Consider the following 15,944-nt stretch of genomic DNA (forward strand, 5'->3'; position numbering starts at 1 on the left):
CCCGTGGCCACCCCGAGCGAAGTCGTCTCCGCGAGCCTGCCCGGCCTCGCGGCCGAACGGGCGCGCAATCTGTGGTGCGGCCGTTTCGTCGCGGTCCTGGACCACCGCCTCAGCCCCGCCCAGGCCCGGGTCCTGCTGGAACAGGCCGGATTCGCCGTGGGGTGGCCCGCCGAGGGCCCCGGACCGCTGAAGGCGGCGCTGGACGGTGTGCTGCGGCCCCATGTGCACAACCCCGACGCGCTGCGGCGGCTGTTCACCGCGCTGGAGGAGGAGTACGGACAGCAGCCGTGGATCGCCGAGCAGCGGCAGGGCTACCAGAGGATCCAGGACGAGCGCTGGGGCGTCCTCCCGGCCATCGACCCCGGGATGCTCGACCCGGAGGAACGGGCCGACCTGGACGCGCTGCTGGCCGACCCCGGATGTCCCGCCGAGCCGGCCGAGCTGTGCGAGACGCTGTGGGCCGCGGCCTCCTCCCTGGGGCTCCCGGCCGCCCGGGACGGGCTGCTGACCGCGGAGCGGGCGGGGACGGTGACCGCGCTGGTCGAGGAGCTCGACGCGCGCAACAGCCCCGCCGGACGGGTCCCCCCGCTGCTCGTCTTCCTCGAACACCTCGCCGCCCGCGCGGATGACGCCGCCCGCGGCGACCTGCGGCGCTGGATCGACAGGGCGGCCCTCGCCCGTGCCGACCGGGTGCCCGCGGAGCGGCTGGGGGAGGAGCGCGCCGCTGCGGACGCGGCGGCCTCGGTGCCCGACACCGGTCGAGCCTCCGTGACCAGTTGTCTGGTCCGGGTCGAGGGCGCCGCGCCGGGTGCCGACCGGTACCGGCTCGCGGCCTGGCTCTACCGCCGGGGCCGCTGCCTCGGCGTCAAGGTCCAGGACGACACCCTCTACACCGCGGCCGAGATCGCGGGCCGTGCCGAGGCGCTGATCGCCCGGCTCCAGCCGTACGTCCAGCACCTCGACCCCGAGGAGCTGACCTTCGAGTTCCTGCTGCCGTGGGAGGCGCTCGGCTGGCCGGTGGACGAGTGGAACCTGCGCGGCGGGGGACGGCTGGCCGCGGACCGCCCCATCGGCCGCTACGGCCGGGTGGTCGTCCGCTCGCTGGACCGGCTGCGGGACGGCTGGTCCACCTCCCAGTGGGTGGCGCGATGGGAGCCGCTGGACGGACCGCCGGCCGCCGACGGTCCGCCGCCGCGCGCCTGTTGGCTGGACGGCGACGGTACCCCGGCGGACGAGGCCGGGGACCGGCCCGGGGAGGACCCGCCGCCCCTGGTGGCGGACGGGGCGGCGCCGCACGTACTGGCTGCCGAGGTCGCCTCCCGCAAGGACATCAGCTGCCTGATCCTGACCTACCCCTATCCGCATCTGACCACCGCGGTACCGGACGCCCTGCTCTCCGCGATCCAGGAGGGCGTACCGGCCGCCGTCTGGTGGCGCGGCCACCGGGATGGCGGGTCACCGCCCGGCCGCGCACGGCGGGTGGCCGCCCGGGCCGAGGCGGGTGCGGGGCTGTCCGGACTGCCCGCCACGGTGCTGACGTTGCGCCAGGAAGCGGCCCGGTGCGCCGGCGGGGCCCATGACGGGGCGGGTATCGCGGTGTTGTGGGACAACCCGGGCTGGCACCCCGAACGGCTCAGAAGACTCGGCGGCCCCAGGGCCCACAGAGGAGGCAACGGATGATCCCCGAAGACCAGCAGTCGCCCGCCGGGGCGCCCGGGACGGGGGCCGTGGTGCCGGGGGCGCGCGCCGGGGCGGACCAGGTGTCCGCGCCCCCGAGTTGGTGGATCTACCACGGCGACGGTGCCCGCCGCACCGCGTGGACCCTCCCCGACCCGCCGCCCTGGCGGCGCTTCGACGGCAGGCGACCGGTCCCCGGCGAAGGGGCCGAGGCGGACTGCGCGGTCCGGCCGGACACCGGGACGGACGGCACGCCCGGGGCGGACACCGGGGGGCCCGGTGGGCGGGGCGGGGAGGACATCTGCGCCCGGCACGGGGACGAGGGGCCCGCCCGGACCGACGTCGTCACCACCTACCGCGCGGAGCGCGAAGAGGCCCGGATGGTCAACGCCGCGCTCCGGCTGCGCCGTCCGCTCCTGGTCACCGGCAAGCCCGGCACCGGGAAGTCCAGTCTGGCCCGGGGCATCGCCCATGAACTGGACCTCGGCCGGGTGCTGCGCTGGTCGGTCACCAGCCGTACGACGCTCGCCGACGGGCTCTACGCCTACGACGCCATCGGCCGCCTCCAGGACGAGCGGCGCACCCAGGACCCCGCCACCGGCACCGCCGAACACCCCGGCGGTATCGGCAAGTACGTGCGCCTCGGTCCGCTCGGCACCGCCCTGCTGCCCTCCGGCCGCCCCCGGGTGCTGCTCATCGACGAGCTCGACAAGGGCGATGTCGATCTGCCCAACGACCTGCTCTCGGTGCTGGAGGAGGGCGAGTTCACCATCCCCGAACTCCAGCGGTACCCCGCGTGCGACGTCTGGGTGATGACCGACGACGGGCGGCGGGAGCCGGTCCGGCACGGGAGGGTGCGCTGTGCGGAGTTCCCCGTCGTGGTGCTCACCAGCAACGGCGAGCGCGAGTTCCCGCCCGCGTTCGTGCGCCGCTGCGTCCGGCTCGACATCCGGCCCCCGTCCCGGAAGAAGCTGGAGCGCATCGTCGAGGCCCACCTCGGCCCGGAGGTGCTGCGGGCCTCAGCGCCCCGGCTGGAACGGTTCGCACGCGACCTGGAGGAGGGCCGCAAGCTGCTGGCCACCGACCAGCTGCTCAACACCCTCCAGATGGAGAGCACGACCGAGCACACCGACGACCCCGAGTGGCCCGACGTCCTGCGCGAACTTCTCCGCCCGCTGAACGACACGGCATGAGTGACCTCACCCGGCTGCTCGCCCTGGCGCGGGAGCTGAGCGGCGACGAGGAGCTCACCGCCCGGGAGCTGGCCGAACTGCTCTGGCTCGCGGAGGAGGTCAGGGGCGCCGGGCGGGCGGCGGAAGAACCGGCACAGCCGCCGCCCGATGAGCTCCCCGTACCGCCGCCGGTGCCACCGGCCCCACCGCCGGTGGCGGAGGAGCCCGCCGAGGAACCCGCGGACGACACCGCACCGGAGACGCTGCCCGCCGAGCCGCTCCGGGTGCCCGCCACTCCGCTGCACAGCCCCGCCACCCCCGGGGCCACGGGCGGCGGCGGGACCGGAGACGGCGCCCGGGCCACACCCTTGCCGGTGCGGGTGCCCTCCGCCCTGCCGCACCGGCTGGAGCTGGCCCGCGCCCTGCGTCCGCTCAAACGGCGGGTGCGCGCCCCCGGCCGCCGGGTGCTCGACGAGCCGCTGACCGCCGACCGCTCCGCCCGTGCCCGCCGTCCGCTCCCGGCACTGCGCCATGCCTCCGAGCGCTGGCTGGAGCTGGCCCTGGTCGTGGACGAGAGCGTGTCCATGTCCGTGTGGCGGCGCACGGTGGACGACTTCCGCGCGCTCGTCGAGGGACACGGGGCGTTCCGGGACGTACGGATCTGGCGCTTCGACGCCGACGACCCCGAACTCGTCCTCCGCTACGGCCCCGGCGGTGGCGACGGGCGCGGTGCCCCGGCCGCCGAGGGACGCAATCCGGCCGAGCTCCACGACCCCGCGGGCCGCCGTCTGATCCTCGTGGTCACCGACGGCCTCGGCGAACTGTGGGGCACCCCGGCCATGACCGGGACCTTACGGCAGTGGGCGCGCCACGCCTCCCTGACCGTGGTCCAGGTGCTTCCCCCCGATCTGTGGCACCGCACCTGGCTGCCCCCGGTGCGCGCCGCGCTGCGCGCCACCGGCCCGGCCCGGCTGACGGTCCGTCCCGTGGGCCCCGGCGGCACCGTCGCCGCGGGAGGCGGCTGCCCCTCACCGGACCTGGTGCCGCTGGTGACCCTGGACCCGGCGTGGCTGCGCCCGTGGGCCCAGGCGGTCTCCGGCAGCGGCACCACCTGGCGCCCCGGCTCGGCGGTGGACCTCGCGACGGCCCCCGCGCACGGTGAGCCCGACCCTGTGACCGCCCCGGTGCCTGACCACGGGACACCGGCCGCCGCCCTGGTGGAGGACTTCCGCACCTGGGCGACGCCCGCCGCGGTGGAGCTGGCGTTCCTGCTCTCCGCGGCGCCCCTGACCCTGCCGCTGATGCGCTGGCTCCAGCAGGCCCTGCTGCCGGACAGCGGCCCGGCGCAGCTCGCCGAGGTGTTCCTCTCCGGGCTGCTGGTGCGCGGTACCGAGCGCCACCGGGGCGAGGACCCCGACCGGGTGGTGTACGACTTCCGCGACGGTGTCCGGGACGAGCTGGCCTCCGGGCTCACCCGCACCCGTGCCTACGAGGTGCTCACCACGCTGATCGCGGCCCCCGAGGCGCTGGCCGAACCCTTCGGCGGTTCCCTGGACTTCCGGGTGCTGGCCGCCGACCCCGGCGGTTCGCTCGGACTGGCCGACGGCCGGGTGTTCGCCACCGTGGCCGCCTCGGTGCTCGGTGGTCTCGGCGGTGCACTCACCGCCTACGCCCGGCGGATCGACTCCGCGCTGCGGGACGGCGGCACGGCCGAGGAGACCGGGCCCGACGAGGACGGTGTGCGCGGCCGGGTCCGGGTGGCCGCCGCCCAGGTGGCCGGCAGGGACGTGGTGGTCACCTCCGCCGACGGTGAGCTGTGGGTCTGGGACCTGACCACCGGCCGGGGCCGACTGGCCGTCCACGGCGGGGAGACGGTGGTCACCGCCGTGGTGTGCGCCACCACGGCGTCGGGCCGGGCGACGGCGGTGGCGCTGTACGCGGACGGGGCCGTGGTGGCCGTCGACCTCAGCACCGCGCGGTCGCGGGAGTCGTGGCGGCGGGCCGCGGGTGCCCGCCCGGGGGCGCTGGCCTGCGGTGAGGTCGCCGGCCAGCGGATCGTGGCGGTGGCCGGGCCCGACGGGGTCGATCTGTACGACCTGGAGAGCGGGGTGCCGTTCCTGCCCACGGTTCCCGTCGCGGAGGACGTCGCGGCGCTGGCGGTGCTCACCGCAGGCGGCCGTTCCCATCTGTTCACCGGGGACACCGAGGGGGTGGTGCGCGACCGGATCCTGGAACCCGGCGGTATGGGACCGGCTCCGGCGGCGAGCGGACCCGTCGGGCGGCGCTGGTTCCTCAGCTTCGCCGACGGAACCCGGGCGGACCCGGTCACCGCGTCCGCATGCCGCCGGCTCGCCGTGGCCTTCGGTGAGTTCGGCGTGATCAGTCGTGTCACCACGGACGCGCCCGAGTGGGAGTACGGGCGAGTGATCGACGAGGTCACCTCGGGCCTCGCCGAAGCGGACACCCTGATCGTCCATATGGCGGGCCACGGGACCACGGGCGCCGGCGCGCTGCTCGCCACCCGGCACCAGGACCCGGGCGGCGGCCGCCGGGTGCTGATCGCGGACGACTGCCAGGAGATCGCGGTGGACCGGTTCGCCGCCCTCGGCTTCGACACCCTCGTCGTCCCCGCGCCGGGGATCCGCCCGGGGAAGCTCACCGACGCGTTCGCCGACGCCCTGGAACGGCTGGCGGACCGCAGCCGGAGGGAGCCGACCTCCGAGCCGTACATCTCACTGGACGAGGTGGTCGGCCTCATCGACCTGCTGACCGACGAGGCCACCGTGTCGCGGCCGCGCTCGAGTCCGCGGTTCACCGATGGTGTGCACACCGGGTTCCTGCCCAACCCCGGCTTTGTGGCATCACCGGAGCGGGGCGCGGCGGAGCGCACCCTGTGGAGGTATCCGCGGGACGCGCCGACCTTCCGGACCCTGACCCGGTGGATCGACGGCCCCGCCACCTTTCCGCGGCTCGCCCTGGTGCTGGGCCCCGAGGCCAGTGGCAAGACCACCCTGCTGGCCACGCTCATGCAGTGGGTACGGGAGGAATCCGGCCGCCCGGTGGCCTTCATGGTGTCGGCGGTCGGCGCCCACAGCACCGCCCTGCTCCATCTGCTGGCCGCGCGGCTCGGTGCCACGGACGAGGGGCCGCGCGGTGTGGACGACGTGGTGGCGCGGCTCCGCCGCCGCGGGGACCAGCCGATCATCGTGGTCGACGCCCTGGACGAGACACCGTATGCCCGGGCCATCGTGCGGGAGGTGCTGCTGCCCCTGCTCGACGCAGGGGTGTGCCGGGTGCTCGTCGGCTGCCGTGCGGGGCGGCACACCAGGGAGCTGACCGCGGACGACCGGCCCGCGCTCACCGTCCGGCTCACCGCCACCCGCGATATGCGGCGGCGGGCGGTGCGCAACGTGTGCGAGGAGACGCTCGGTTCGGCGCCCTTCTACCGCCGCCTGGAAGACGCCCCCGTGCGCCGGGCGTTCAGCGACGCGGTCGCCGAGACGCTCGTCGAGCGGGCCGCCCCCACGGAACAGATCGTCACAGCACGCGCCTTCGCCGGGTTCATCGCCTCCAGGGGCGAGCCGCTGGAGGGCATCGGCGAGGCCGAAAGGGTCGGCTCCGGAGTGCCGACGACCCTGAACGACGTGGTGGAACTGCTGCTCGCCGACGCCCGCAACCCCTGGACCCGGCCCGCGCTGAAGATCCTCGCGGACACCCGGGGCGGGGGACTGGCGGACACCGACATCCAGCGCCGGTGCGCAACGTCCGGGGGCGCCCCGCCCTCCCTCTACGAGGTGCGGGAGGCGCTGGTGCCGGTCCGGGGGCTGGTCACCACCACCGTGGACGCCCACGGAGTCACCCGCTACCGCGTGGTCAGCCTGGCCGTCGCGAACCATGTGCGCAGCGCGCGTACCGCCGATCCCGACCCGGCCCGCGCTCCGTTCCCGGCGCGCCCCTGGTCCGCGCCGTCCACGGTGTTCCGGCAGCCGGGCGGTCCGCCCACCATGGCGGTCGACACCCGACTGCCCACGCCCGTGCTGGTGTTCACCGGTCCGCCGCCCCTGATGCTGTCCTGCCACGTTCCCGGGGAGGGGGACCGGCTGCGCCGGGTGCACTTCGGCCCCCGTGACGAACTCCTGCCCGATCTGGGCCTCGTGGCATGGGCCGGGGGCAGGGCGGCGGTGCTGGGCTCCCGGTCCGGGCTGACCGTCTATCCGCTGGACGGTCCGGGCACCGCCGAGGACCGCGCCCCCGAGGGGCTCGGCGCCGTCGAGGCGTTCACCGCCATGACCGGCGCCGACGGACGGCCCGCGGCCGTCACCGTGGACGGCGAGGGGATTCCGCGGGCCTGGCACCTCGACCGCGGCACTCCCCTGGGGCGGCCCTGCGCCCCCGTGCCGCGGGTGCTGTTCCTCCACCCGTCCGAACTGGATCCGTGGACCGCCGGACTGGGCCCCCATCTGCTGAGGACCGGTCTTCCGGTCTCCGCGGACGGTGTGGACCTGCGCACGCTGTCCTACCGGTCCGTGCTGCGACCGGATCCGGATGAACCGGACGGCCTCGACCCGGACGTGGTGACCGCGGCACAGCAACTGCTGCCGGAGGGAACCACCCGGAGCAGGTTCTCCCTCCGGGGCCTGATGAACTCCCTCAGCCGGCGGTTCCCCGCGATCCCGGACTGGCTGCCCGTCGTCATCCGGGAGTTCGTCACCTACCTGTCCGACGACACCCGCCGGGAGGCGGCGCGGCACACCGTCGCGGAAGCGGTCGCCGCCCAGCGGCCGCGGGTCCTGGTCGCGCACGGCATGGGTTCCGTCATCGCCTACGAGGCGCTGTGGGAGCGGCCCGAGCTGTCCGTCGAACTCCTGGTGACGATGGGGACGCCGATGGGCCTGGACGGCATCTTCCCCCGGCTCGAACCCGCGCCCGTGGACGGCCGGGGGAAGCGGCCGCCGGGGGTGCGGAGCTGGGTGAACCTCGACGGCCGGCGGGATCCGCTGTCCTTCGGCCCGCTGCCCGAGAAGTTCGAGGGCGTCGCACGGAACATCACCTGCGAGGGGACCGGAAATCCCCTGGGAGGCGGCCGCAGGACCTATCTGAACGACCCGGCCCTGGCCGAGGTCCTCGCCCCCTATCTCATTCCCGCCACCGGGAGGACACCATGACGGATGAACAGCGGATCCCCGACGACTTCGACGACTCGCCCCTCGAACATGTCACGGGTGTCGGCGACCCACTGCTGCCGCTGCCCGGACGTTCCACCGAGTACGAGGTCTATCTCTTCCGGTGCGGGGTGTGCGGGGAGGAGAGCAGGATGATGTTCATGGACACGGGGGAGTCGCCCCGGTGTGCCAGGGACCCGGGACACGGGGAGACCGCATGGGTGGGATGAGCCGGACGGCACGCGGTGCGGTACGGGGGCGCCGGTGAAGCTCGACAGCGTGGCGAAGCCCCTGTCGCCCGCGCTCTCCGGCCGATTCTTCCTCGTCTCGACCCTGCCCACCGCCGCGGGCACCGTGTTCGTCCTGGTGCTGGTGTGGGCGGGCGCCCCCGATCCGGTGCGGTTCGAGCGGGCCTGGCGGACGGCGGCCGGGCTGAAGGCGGGCGAGCTGCTGCTGCTCGTGCTGGGGGTGACCCTCGTCGGCGTCATCACCATGCCGCTGCAACTCTCCCTGGTGCGCTGGCTGGAGGGGTACTGGCCGCGCTGGCTCGCCTGGCCCGCCGCCTGGTGCACGGCGCTGCAGCGACGGCGCCGGGGTCCGCTCGGCTGGCCGCACGGCAACGCGGTGCCGACCGCCGCCCTCGTACAGCGCGAGGGCGAGCGCGGCGCCTGGCAGCGCAGCCGTTTCCCGGTGGAGGACCACCTGATGCGTCCCACCGGGCTCGGAAACGCGCTCACGGCGGCCGAGCGCCGCGCCGGACGGTTCTACGGCCTGGACGCGGTGGTGGTGTGGACCCGGCTGGAGCCGGTGCTGAGCGACCGGATGCGCGGTGCGGTGGCCGAGGGCCGAGACGCGCTGGACGCGGCGGCCCGGTTCTGTGTCACCGCGGCCGCCGTCGTCCCCCTCTCGGTGGCGCTGCTGTGGCGGTCGCACGGGTGGCTGTTGCTGGCACTGGCCCCGGCCGTCATCTGCTGGGCCGCCTACGCGGCCGCGGTACACGCGGCGGTGGCGTACGGCGAGGTGCTGGCGGTCGCCTTCGATCTGCACCGCTTCGATCTGCTGACGGCGCTCCACCTGCCGCTGCCGGACGACCGCGCGGCCGAACGCGTGGCCAACGCCGAGCTCAGCAGGTTGTGGCGGCAGGGCGCGGGAAGTCCGGTCGCGATGCGCTACGACCACCCTCCGCGGCTCGCCGAACCGGCCCCGCAGCCCGTGGTGCCGCCTCCCGCCTCCGGGGCCGGGCCCTGAACCCACCCGCGACCGGGCTCAGTTGAGGAACGCGGCGACCACGGCGGCGCCGCCGAGGACCGCCACGAAGGACACCACCACGGCGCCGATACCCCTGCCGAGTACGGTGCGCACCGCCCTGAGCGGGCGCCCCTCCACGGCACGGCGCCGGGCCAGCCGGGCCAACAGTGTGCCGGGGGCGACCAGCGCCGCGACCAGCCCCCACCACACCAGATAGACCTCCGGCGCCGCCACGGCCCCGGCGGGCAGCGCCGCCAGTCCGGTCAGCGCCACGGGAGCGGCGGACACGGCGGCCCCCAGCAGCGGTGGCCACCACCACGCGTCCTCCCGGCCGGTCCGCGCGCCCACCCGCCGCGCGCACCACAGTGAGGGCAGGACGAGGGTCACGGTGAGGGCCAGCGCGAGCAGGAACGCGCACGGGACGAAGAGCGGCAGTGCGAAGAGGCCGAGGGCGGGGCTGTCCTCCCCGGGAGAGGGATGGGCCATGCCCCACAGCCACAGGAGTTCGGCCAGGAACGCCATACCGACGACCAGGCCCGTCGTGGTCACCGCGATCACCGACCGCCGTGCCGCACCGTCACTCTTCACCTCGGTCACCCCCGTCACCCCCCGCCTTCCGCATCCTGCCACGGCCGCCGTGCGGATCCGCCGGGAGGGGGTCAGGCGGACGCCGCCTCGGGGCGGGGCGCCGGGGCGTCGCCGTGGGAGACCAGCGCCGAGACGGCGCGGGCGTGCAGGGAGTCCAGGACGGCCAGTTGGCCTCCCGCCGCGTCCAGCAGTTCCGCCAGACGGCCGGTCTCCAGACGGGAGTCGTGCACGGCCGCCGCGAGCAGGGTGCGCCACAGCAGTGCCTTGCCCTCCACCCCCAGCCGCATCGCCTCCAGTTCCAGCACCGTGTTCAGCCCCGAGCGGCGGCGGCTGCGGCCCCGGGGCCGCAGCCGGGTGAGCCGCTCACCCGCCCACGCCCCGTAGACCTTGTAGCGGCGGGTCGGTACGTCGAGCGCGGCCATGCACCACAGCAGGGCCTTGCGGTCACGTGCGACCTCCGCCCTGAGCCGGGTCAGCTCACCGCTGTACGCCGAGTGCCGGTGGTCACGGACCAGCCGGCGGGCGAGCCCGACGCCTGCCGTGGCACCGGCCAGATGGTCGTTGAGGTAGATCTGGAGCATCCGCGGCGCGGAGGCGCTGCCGGAGCGGGCGAGGGCCGGTACCGCCATGATCGTCCTCCCGAACGCCGGGGCCCCGAGGAACCCGTTCACGCCAGGGGTACCCGGCCGGGCCGCCCGTCAAGGCCGTCCTCACCCGTGCGGGGGGCCGGAGGCGGCGGACGGCGTACCGCGGTCGCGACGGGCTCGCTGGTGCAGGTGTTCGAGGGCGTCGCGCAGGACCGTCTGCTCGTGCCATTCCAGCCAGGCGCCCCCCTGCGCGGCGAGCTGGGCGAGGATCCGCTCCTCGCCCGCCGCGAGGCTCCGGCCGGACTCCGTCACATGCAGGGAGAACACCCCGACGACCCGGCCCGAACCGCCGGTCATCGGGAAGCTGTGCACGGTGCGGGAGCCGGTTGCGAGGATGATGTCCCGAGCCTCGGGGGAGAACACGCGGTCGGTGGCGATGTCCGACATGACGGGGCGGGCCCGCTCGGCCGCCAGGGCGCAGGTCGTCTCCCCCTCGCCGACCACCGCGAAGAAGTCGATGAACTCCTGGTCGAAGCCGTGGTGCTGCTCCATCCGCAGCCGCCGTGCCGGATCGACGAGCTGGAGGTCCCCCATGTCCGAACCCACCGTCTCCAGGGCTTGGTGCAGGACCCGTTTCACCACCGCGCCGCGGTTGGCGCCCGTGTCGTCCATCTCCGGCAGCAGCGGCAGCGGGGGAGCCGGACGGCGCACCCGGCCCGGGAACCACCACGCGCTGCCGGGCGCCGGACGCGGTACGGCCACGAGCGCAGCCGCGAGAGTGCGCAGCTTCACGTTGTGCGCCTGTGAGCTCTCCTTCAGAAGGGTGAACGCCGTCTCCGGGCCGGCCAGCCGGTAGCGCTCCAGCAGGATGCCCTGCGCCTGGGCGATCAGCGGATGCGAGCGGAGCTTGCCGCGCAGATCCGCGGTCTCGCGGCGGAGCCGCTCCAGTTCGGTCTCCCGGGCCGTGGTCGCCGCTCGCTCCGTCCCCGGGGCCGTACCGCTCCCGGGGGTGGCAGCGGCCCGCTGAGCCTCCGTCACGGTGGGGAACAGCCCCACCCCGGTGCCGACCAGCGTCAGCCGCAGCAGCCGCGCGACGGCCTCGGGAGCGGCCGCCAGGTACAGCGTGCCGCCCAGCATCCGTAACGAGCGTACGCAGTCCAGCAGTCCGCGCATACCGTCCGCCGTGACCGTACGCACCCGGGACAGGTCCACGACGACCGCCCCGGTCCGGCCCTCCAGCGCGGCCCGCAGGATCGCGGCGAACAGCGGATGGTCCGGCCGGTCCACGGCGCCGTCCGGACGCACCGGTCTCTCGGGACGACGCTTCTGGTCCATCTCCGCCTCAACTCCCCTGGGGTTCTCAAGGGGACGCCGCCCCCGGGATTCGCCCTACCTTGGTCGGCCCGGACGGCGGCAGTCAACGGGGGCCCCGGGCGTCCGGACGCCACGTGGACGCGGATCCGGAGCGCGTTCCCCTTCTGGTGGAGCGGGTGTGCGGATGGGGCGCGCGGCCAGCGCCCGCGCTCCGTTGTGGCGATGATCACGAGATTCCGGGCACCGACGGGCATGGCAGTAAAGGTGGGAAGCGCGTCATTGCTGCCACCGTTCCCAACGGCCAGCATGGACCCATGGAACGGCGCACCGTGCTCATCGTGCTCTTCGACGGCGTACAGAGCCTGGACTTCACCGGCCCGCTGGAGGTCTTCACCGGCGCGGCCTCGGCGGTCCCCGGCGCGTACGACATCAGGACCGGCAGCCTCGACGGCTCACCGGTGCGCACCTCCAGCGGACTGACGGTCGTTCCGGACCTGGCGCTGCGCGGCGCCCCCGCCCCGCACACCCTGATCGTCCCGGGCGGCGAGGGCACCCGGGCGATGGATCCCGGCGTCGTGGAGTGGCTGCGCGAGACCGCCCCGGCGGCACTCCGTCTGGTGTCGGTGTGCACCGGCGCCTACGCGCTGGCCGCGGCCGGATTGCTGGACGGACGCCGGGTGACGACCCATTGGGCGCTGTGCGAGGGGCTGGCGCAGCGGTTCCCGGCCGTGGAGGTGGACCCCGATCCCATCTTCATCCGCGACGGGACGGTGTCCACCTCCGCCGGGGTCACCAGCGGTATCGACCTCGCGCTCGCCCTCGTGGAGGAGGACCTCGGCCGCGAGGTGGCCCTCACCGTCGCCCGCTATCTGGTGGTCTTCCTCCGCCGTCCCGGCAGTCAGCGGCAGTTCAGCGTCCAGCTCGCGGCGCAGAGCGCCCAGCGCCGTCCGCTGCGCGACATCCAGCAGTACATCGCCGAACACCCGGGTGCGGATCTGTCCGTCACCGCCCTGGCCGAACGGGCGAACCTGTCGCCCCGCCACTTCGCCCGCGCCTTCCGGGAGGAGGTCGGCACCTCGCCCGGCCGCTATGTGGACCAGACGCGGCTGGAGGTGGCGCGGCGGCTGCTGGAGGACACCGACGACGGGATCGAGGAGGTGTCCCGCGCCTGCGGCTACGGCACACCCGAGGCCATGCGCCGTGCATTCGTCCGTGACCTGGGCGCGGCCCCCGCCGAGTACCGGCGCCGTTTCCACCCCTGAGGACGCGTTCCCGGGCATCCGCGCCCCGCGACGCGCTCCCCGCCAGCCCGCCCGGCGGTCCACCGCCAGGCGTCATCACACCGACCGAGAGGCACCCTCGTGCAGATCGCGATCCTGCTCTACGAACACTTCACCGCGCTCGACGCCGTCGGCCCGTACGACACGCTCGCCTCACTGCCCGGCGCCGAGCCGGTGTTCGTGGCCGAGCGGCGCGGTCCGGTGGGCAACGACAGCGGCGGCCTCCAGCTGGTGGCCGGGGCCACCCTGGAGGAGGTGACACGGCCCGACATCGTCCTCGTGCCCGGCGGCCCGTTCCCGGGCGAGCAGCAGAAGAACCCCGCGGTGCTCGAATGGCTGCGGGCCGTGGACGCCACCACGACCTGGACGACCTCGGTGTGCACCGGATCGCTGATCCTCGGCTCGGCCGGGCTGCTCACCGGCCGCCGCGCCACCACCCACTGGACCGCCATGGAAGGGCTCGCGGAGCTGGGGGCGCAGGCCGTGGACGAACGCTATGTGTTCGACGGCAAGTACGTCACCGCGGCGGGGGTCTCGGCCGGGATCGACATGGCCCTGGCCCTGGCCGGGCGGCTCGCCGGGGACACCGTCGCCCAGACCGTCCAGCTGATGCTCCAGTACGACCCGCAGCCGCCGTACGACACCGGTTCGCCGGACAAGGCCCCGGCGGAGCTGACCGCCCGGTTGCGCCAGGAGTTCGCCGGACTGAGCTGACCCCCGGACCGGACCGGGGACGGCGGGTACGGGGGCCCGCCGTCCCCAGGGGGACGACCCCGCTGTCACAGCTGTACGTTGACCGCCTTGACCTGGGTGTAGAGGTCGATCGCGCCCTCGCCGAGCTCCCGGCCCCAGCCGGACTGCTTGTAGCCGCCGAAGGGCATCGCGGTGTCGAAGGCGTTGTAGGTGTTGACCCAGACCGTCCCGGCCTTGAGCTGCCGGGCGACCCGGTGGGCCCGTGAGAGGTCACGGGTCCACACCCCGGCCGCGAGACCGAAGTCGGTGTCATTGGCGTGTGCCGCCACGCCCTCCGCGGCGCTGAACGGCTGGGCGACCACCACCGGTCCGAAGATCTCCTCGCGCACCACGCTCGCCTCGGGCCGTACGTCCACCAGGACGGTCGGCTGGACGTAGAAGCCGGTGTCGCCGTGGCGGCCACCGCCGGTCAGCGCGCGGGCGCCATCGGCCAGCCCCTGCCGCAGATAGCCGGTGACCCGGTCCAGCTGTTCCTGGTCGATCAGCGGGCCGACCTGGGTGTCCGGATCCAGGCCCGGACCGAGCACCGCCTGTCCGGCGAAGTCCGCGACGGCCTGGGTGAACTCCTCGAAGATGGTGTCCTCCACGAAGAGCCGGGTGCCCGCCACACAGCACTGCCCGTGGTTGAACAGCCAGGCGTTGGCCGACCCGGGCACCGCCGCGTCCAGATCCGCGTCGGCGAAGACGATGTTGGGGCTCTTGCCGCCGAGTTCCAGGGAGACCTTCTTGAGGTTGCCCCGCGCCGCGTCCACGATCTTCTTGCCGACCTCGGTGGAACCGGTGAAGGCCACCTTGTCCACACCGTCGTGGGCGGCGAGGGCGGCACCCGCCTCGCCGTACCCGGTGAGGATGTTGAACACGCCCGGCGGCAGGCCGAGTTCCTGGATGACCTCGCCGAGGAGCAGCGCGGTCAGCGGGGTCTGCTCGGCGGGCTTGAGGATGACGGTGTTGCCGGTGGCCAGGGCCGGGGCCACCTTGAACGCGGCCATCAGCAGCGGGAAGTTCCACGGGATGATCTGCCCGCACACCCCCACCGGCTCGCGGAGCGTGTAGGCGTGCCACTGCGCGTCCGGCACCCAGGGCACCGAGACGGGGATCGTCCTGCCCTCCACCTTGGTGGCCCAGCCCGCGTAGTAGTGGAAGATGTCCGCCGCCCAGGTGACGTCCACCGCCTGGGCCACCCCCGCCGACTTGCCGTTGTCGAGCGACTCCAGCTGGGCGAACTCCTCGGCGCGCTCCAGCAGCCGGTCACCGATCCGCCAGACGAGACGCTGACGCTCGGACGGGGTGATGCGGCTCCAGGGGCCCTCGAAGGCGCGGTGGGCGGCGGCCACGGCCCGGTCGACGTCCTCGGCGGTGGCGAGGGCCACCTCGGTGAGCTTCCGTCCGGTGGCCGGGTCGTGGGTGGCGAAGGTGGCGCCGGCCGCGGCGTCCACCCACTCGCCGTCGATCAGCAGTTTCCGGTCGCCCGCGAGGAAGTCGCGCACGGCGGGGGAGACGACGTTGTCCAGTGTGGTGGTCATGGTTCGTCCTTCTCTCGGAGGGTGAGGAGCTGTCGGAGGGGGGGAGGTGTCGGAGGGTGGGATGCGCAGGGGTGTCGCCGGGGCGGGGTCCGCACGGCTCACGGGAGCATCAGGCCGAGGGCGCCCGCGGTGGCGAGAGCGCCGAGCCCGGCCCGTCCCCGCCGGGTCCGGACACGGCGCAGCAGGGCCATGCGGGCCGCGGCCCACAGGGCGATCACTACGAGGGCGGCCAGGGTGAGGCCGGTGCCTCCGCCGTACCAGGACACGGCGGTGACGCCCCGGCCGGTCCCGGCGCCGGAGTGGGTGTGGGCCACCGCGGCTGTGGTGCCGCCCCCCGCCGCACCGCGCCAGTGCAGGAAGGACAGCGCTGCCATGGCCAGCAGATCGAGTGCCACCGGCAGCCGGACCCGCGGTGGTTCGGCCTCCGTCAGCGCGGTCCAGCCGGTGGCGGCGGCCAGGACGGGACACCAGAGCGCGGGCCCGAGCGGATCGGCCGCCCCGGGCAGGGCCATGGCCACCATGGCGGCGGCCATCACCAGATGCGGTACCCAGCGGCGCGGTGGCCGTGTCCGGTGGGCCGCCAGACAGCAGCCGCTGCCGAGCAGTCCGAGCAGCGCCGCGAGCGCCATCACCGCAAGCC

General features: G+C 74.8%; 12 protein-coding genes. 7 read left to right on the top strand and 5 right to left on the bottom strand.

All coding sequences use genetic code 11. From position 1 onward, the window contains the following. The first annotated feature begins 3 nt into the window (after nucleotides 1–3). From AC07FT_RS09305 to AC07FT_RS09325, 5 genes are all read left to right on the top strand, one after another. Nucleotides 4–1,680, top strand: coding sequence for a VMAP-C domain-containing protein (locus AC07FT_RS09305; protein WP_479175310.1), 1,677 nt, complete (start codon nucleotides 4–6; stop codon nucleotides 1,678–1,680). An 80-nt stretch (nucleotides 1,681–1,760) separates the two neighbouring features. Beyond that, nucleotides 1,761–2,870, top strand: coding sequence for an AAA family ATPase (locus AC07FT_RS09310; protein WP_479175675.1), 1,110 nt, complete (start codon nucleotides 1,761–1,763; stop codon nucleotides 2,868–2,870). After that, nucleotides 2,867–8,014 carry an SAV_2336 N-terminal domain-related protein gene (locus AC07FT_RS09315; RefSeq protein WP_479175312.1) on the top strand — a complete coding sequence of 1,716 codons (5,148 nt, stop codon included), beginning with the start codon at nucleotides 2,867–2,869 and terminating at the stop codon, nucleotides 8,012–8,014. The genes AC07FT_RS09310 and AC07FT_RS09315 overlap by 4 nt, the downstream gene beginning before the upstream one ends. Then, on the top strand, nucleotides 8,011–8,241 hold the full coding sequence (locus AC07FT_RS09320; RefSeq protein WP_471196145.1) for a hypothetical protein: 231 nt from the start codon (nucleotides 8,011–8,013) through the stop codon (nucleotides 8,239–8,241). The genes AC07FT_RS09315 and AC07FT_RS09320 overlap by 4 nt, the downstream gene beginning before the upstream one ends. Before the next feature lie 49 nt (nucleotides 8,242–8,290). Beyond that, the gene (locus tag AC07FT_RS09325) at nucleotides 8,291–9,259 is read left to right on the top strand and encodes a hypothetical protein (RefSeq protein WP_479175314.1); all 969 of its coding nucleotides are present in this window, start codon (nucleotides 8,291–8,293) and stop codon (nucleotides 9,257–9,259) included. 18 nt (nucleotides 9,260–9,277) lie between these two features. Here the strand turns inward: AC07FT_RS09325 and AC07FT_RS09330 are convergent, their stop codons facing one another. The 3 genes from AC07FT_RS09330 to AC07FT_RS09340 all read right to left on the bottom strand — a co-directional run bounded on the left by AC07FT_RS09330 (nucleotide 9,278) and on the right by AC07FT_RS09340 (nucleotide 11,769). Further along, entirely contained in the window at nucleotides 9,278–9,856 is a 579-nt protein-coding gene (locus AC07FT_RS09330) for a hypothetical protein (RefSeq protein ID WP_479175316.1), read from the bottom strand. A 62-nt stretch (nucleotides 9,857–9,918) separates the two neighbouring features. Beyond that, entirely contained in the window at nucleotides 9,919–10,476 is a 558-nt protein-coding gene (locus AC07FT_RS09335) for a hypothetical protein (protein ID WP_471196153.1), read from the bottom strand. Nucleotides 10,477–10,557: 81 nt separating this feature from the next. Continuing rightward, complete coding sequence (locus AC07FT_RS09340) at nucleotides 10,558–11,769, bottom strand: ANTAR domain-containing protein (protein WP_479175318.1); 1,212 nt, start codon at nucleotides 11,767–11,769, stop codon at nucleotides 10,558–10,560. Nucleotides 11,770–12,062: 293 nt separating this feature from the next. Between AC07FT_RS09340 and AC07FT_RS09345 the strand changes: the two genes are divergently transcribed. After that, nucleotides 12,063–13,010: a GlxA family transcriptional regulator gene (locus AC07FT_RS09345; protein WP_479175320.1), complete on the top strand. Its 948-nt coding sequence runs from the start codon at nucleotides 12,063–12,065 to the stop codon at nucleotides 13,008–13,010. 99 nt (nucleotides 13,011–13,109) lie between these two features. Next, complete coding sequence (locus tag AC07FT_RS09350; RefSeq protein WP_479175322.1) at nucleotides 13,110–13,742, top strand: DJ-1/PfpI family protein; 633 nt, start codon at nucleotides 13,110–13,112, stop codon at nucleotides 13,740–13,742. Nucleotides 13,743–13,807: 65 nt separating this feature from the next. Here AC07FT_RS09350 and AC07FT_RS09355 read toward each other — a convergent pair whose 3' ends face one another. Both AC07FT_RS09355 and AC07FT_RS09360 read right to left on the bottom strand, forming a co-directional pair. Then, nucleotides 13,808–15,304: an aldehyde dehydrogenase family protein gene (locus tag AC07FT_RS09355; protein ID WP_479175324.1), complete on the bottom strand. Its 1,497-nt coding sequence runs from the start codon at nucleotides 15,302–15,304 to the stop codon at nucleotides 13,808–13,810. Between the two features lie 98 nt (nucleotides 15,305–15,402). After that, nucleotides 15,403–15,936: a hypothetical protein gene (locus tag AC07FT_RS09360; RefSeq protein ID WP_479175326.1), complete on the bottom strand. Its 534-nt coding sequence runs from the start codon at nucleotides 15,934–15,936 to the stop codon at nucleotides 15,403–15,405. Nucleotides 15,937–15,944: the final 8 nt, after the last annotated feature.

Source organism: Streptomyces sp. NPDC045899 (assembly GCF_056431485.1).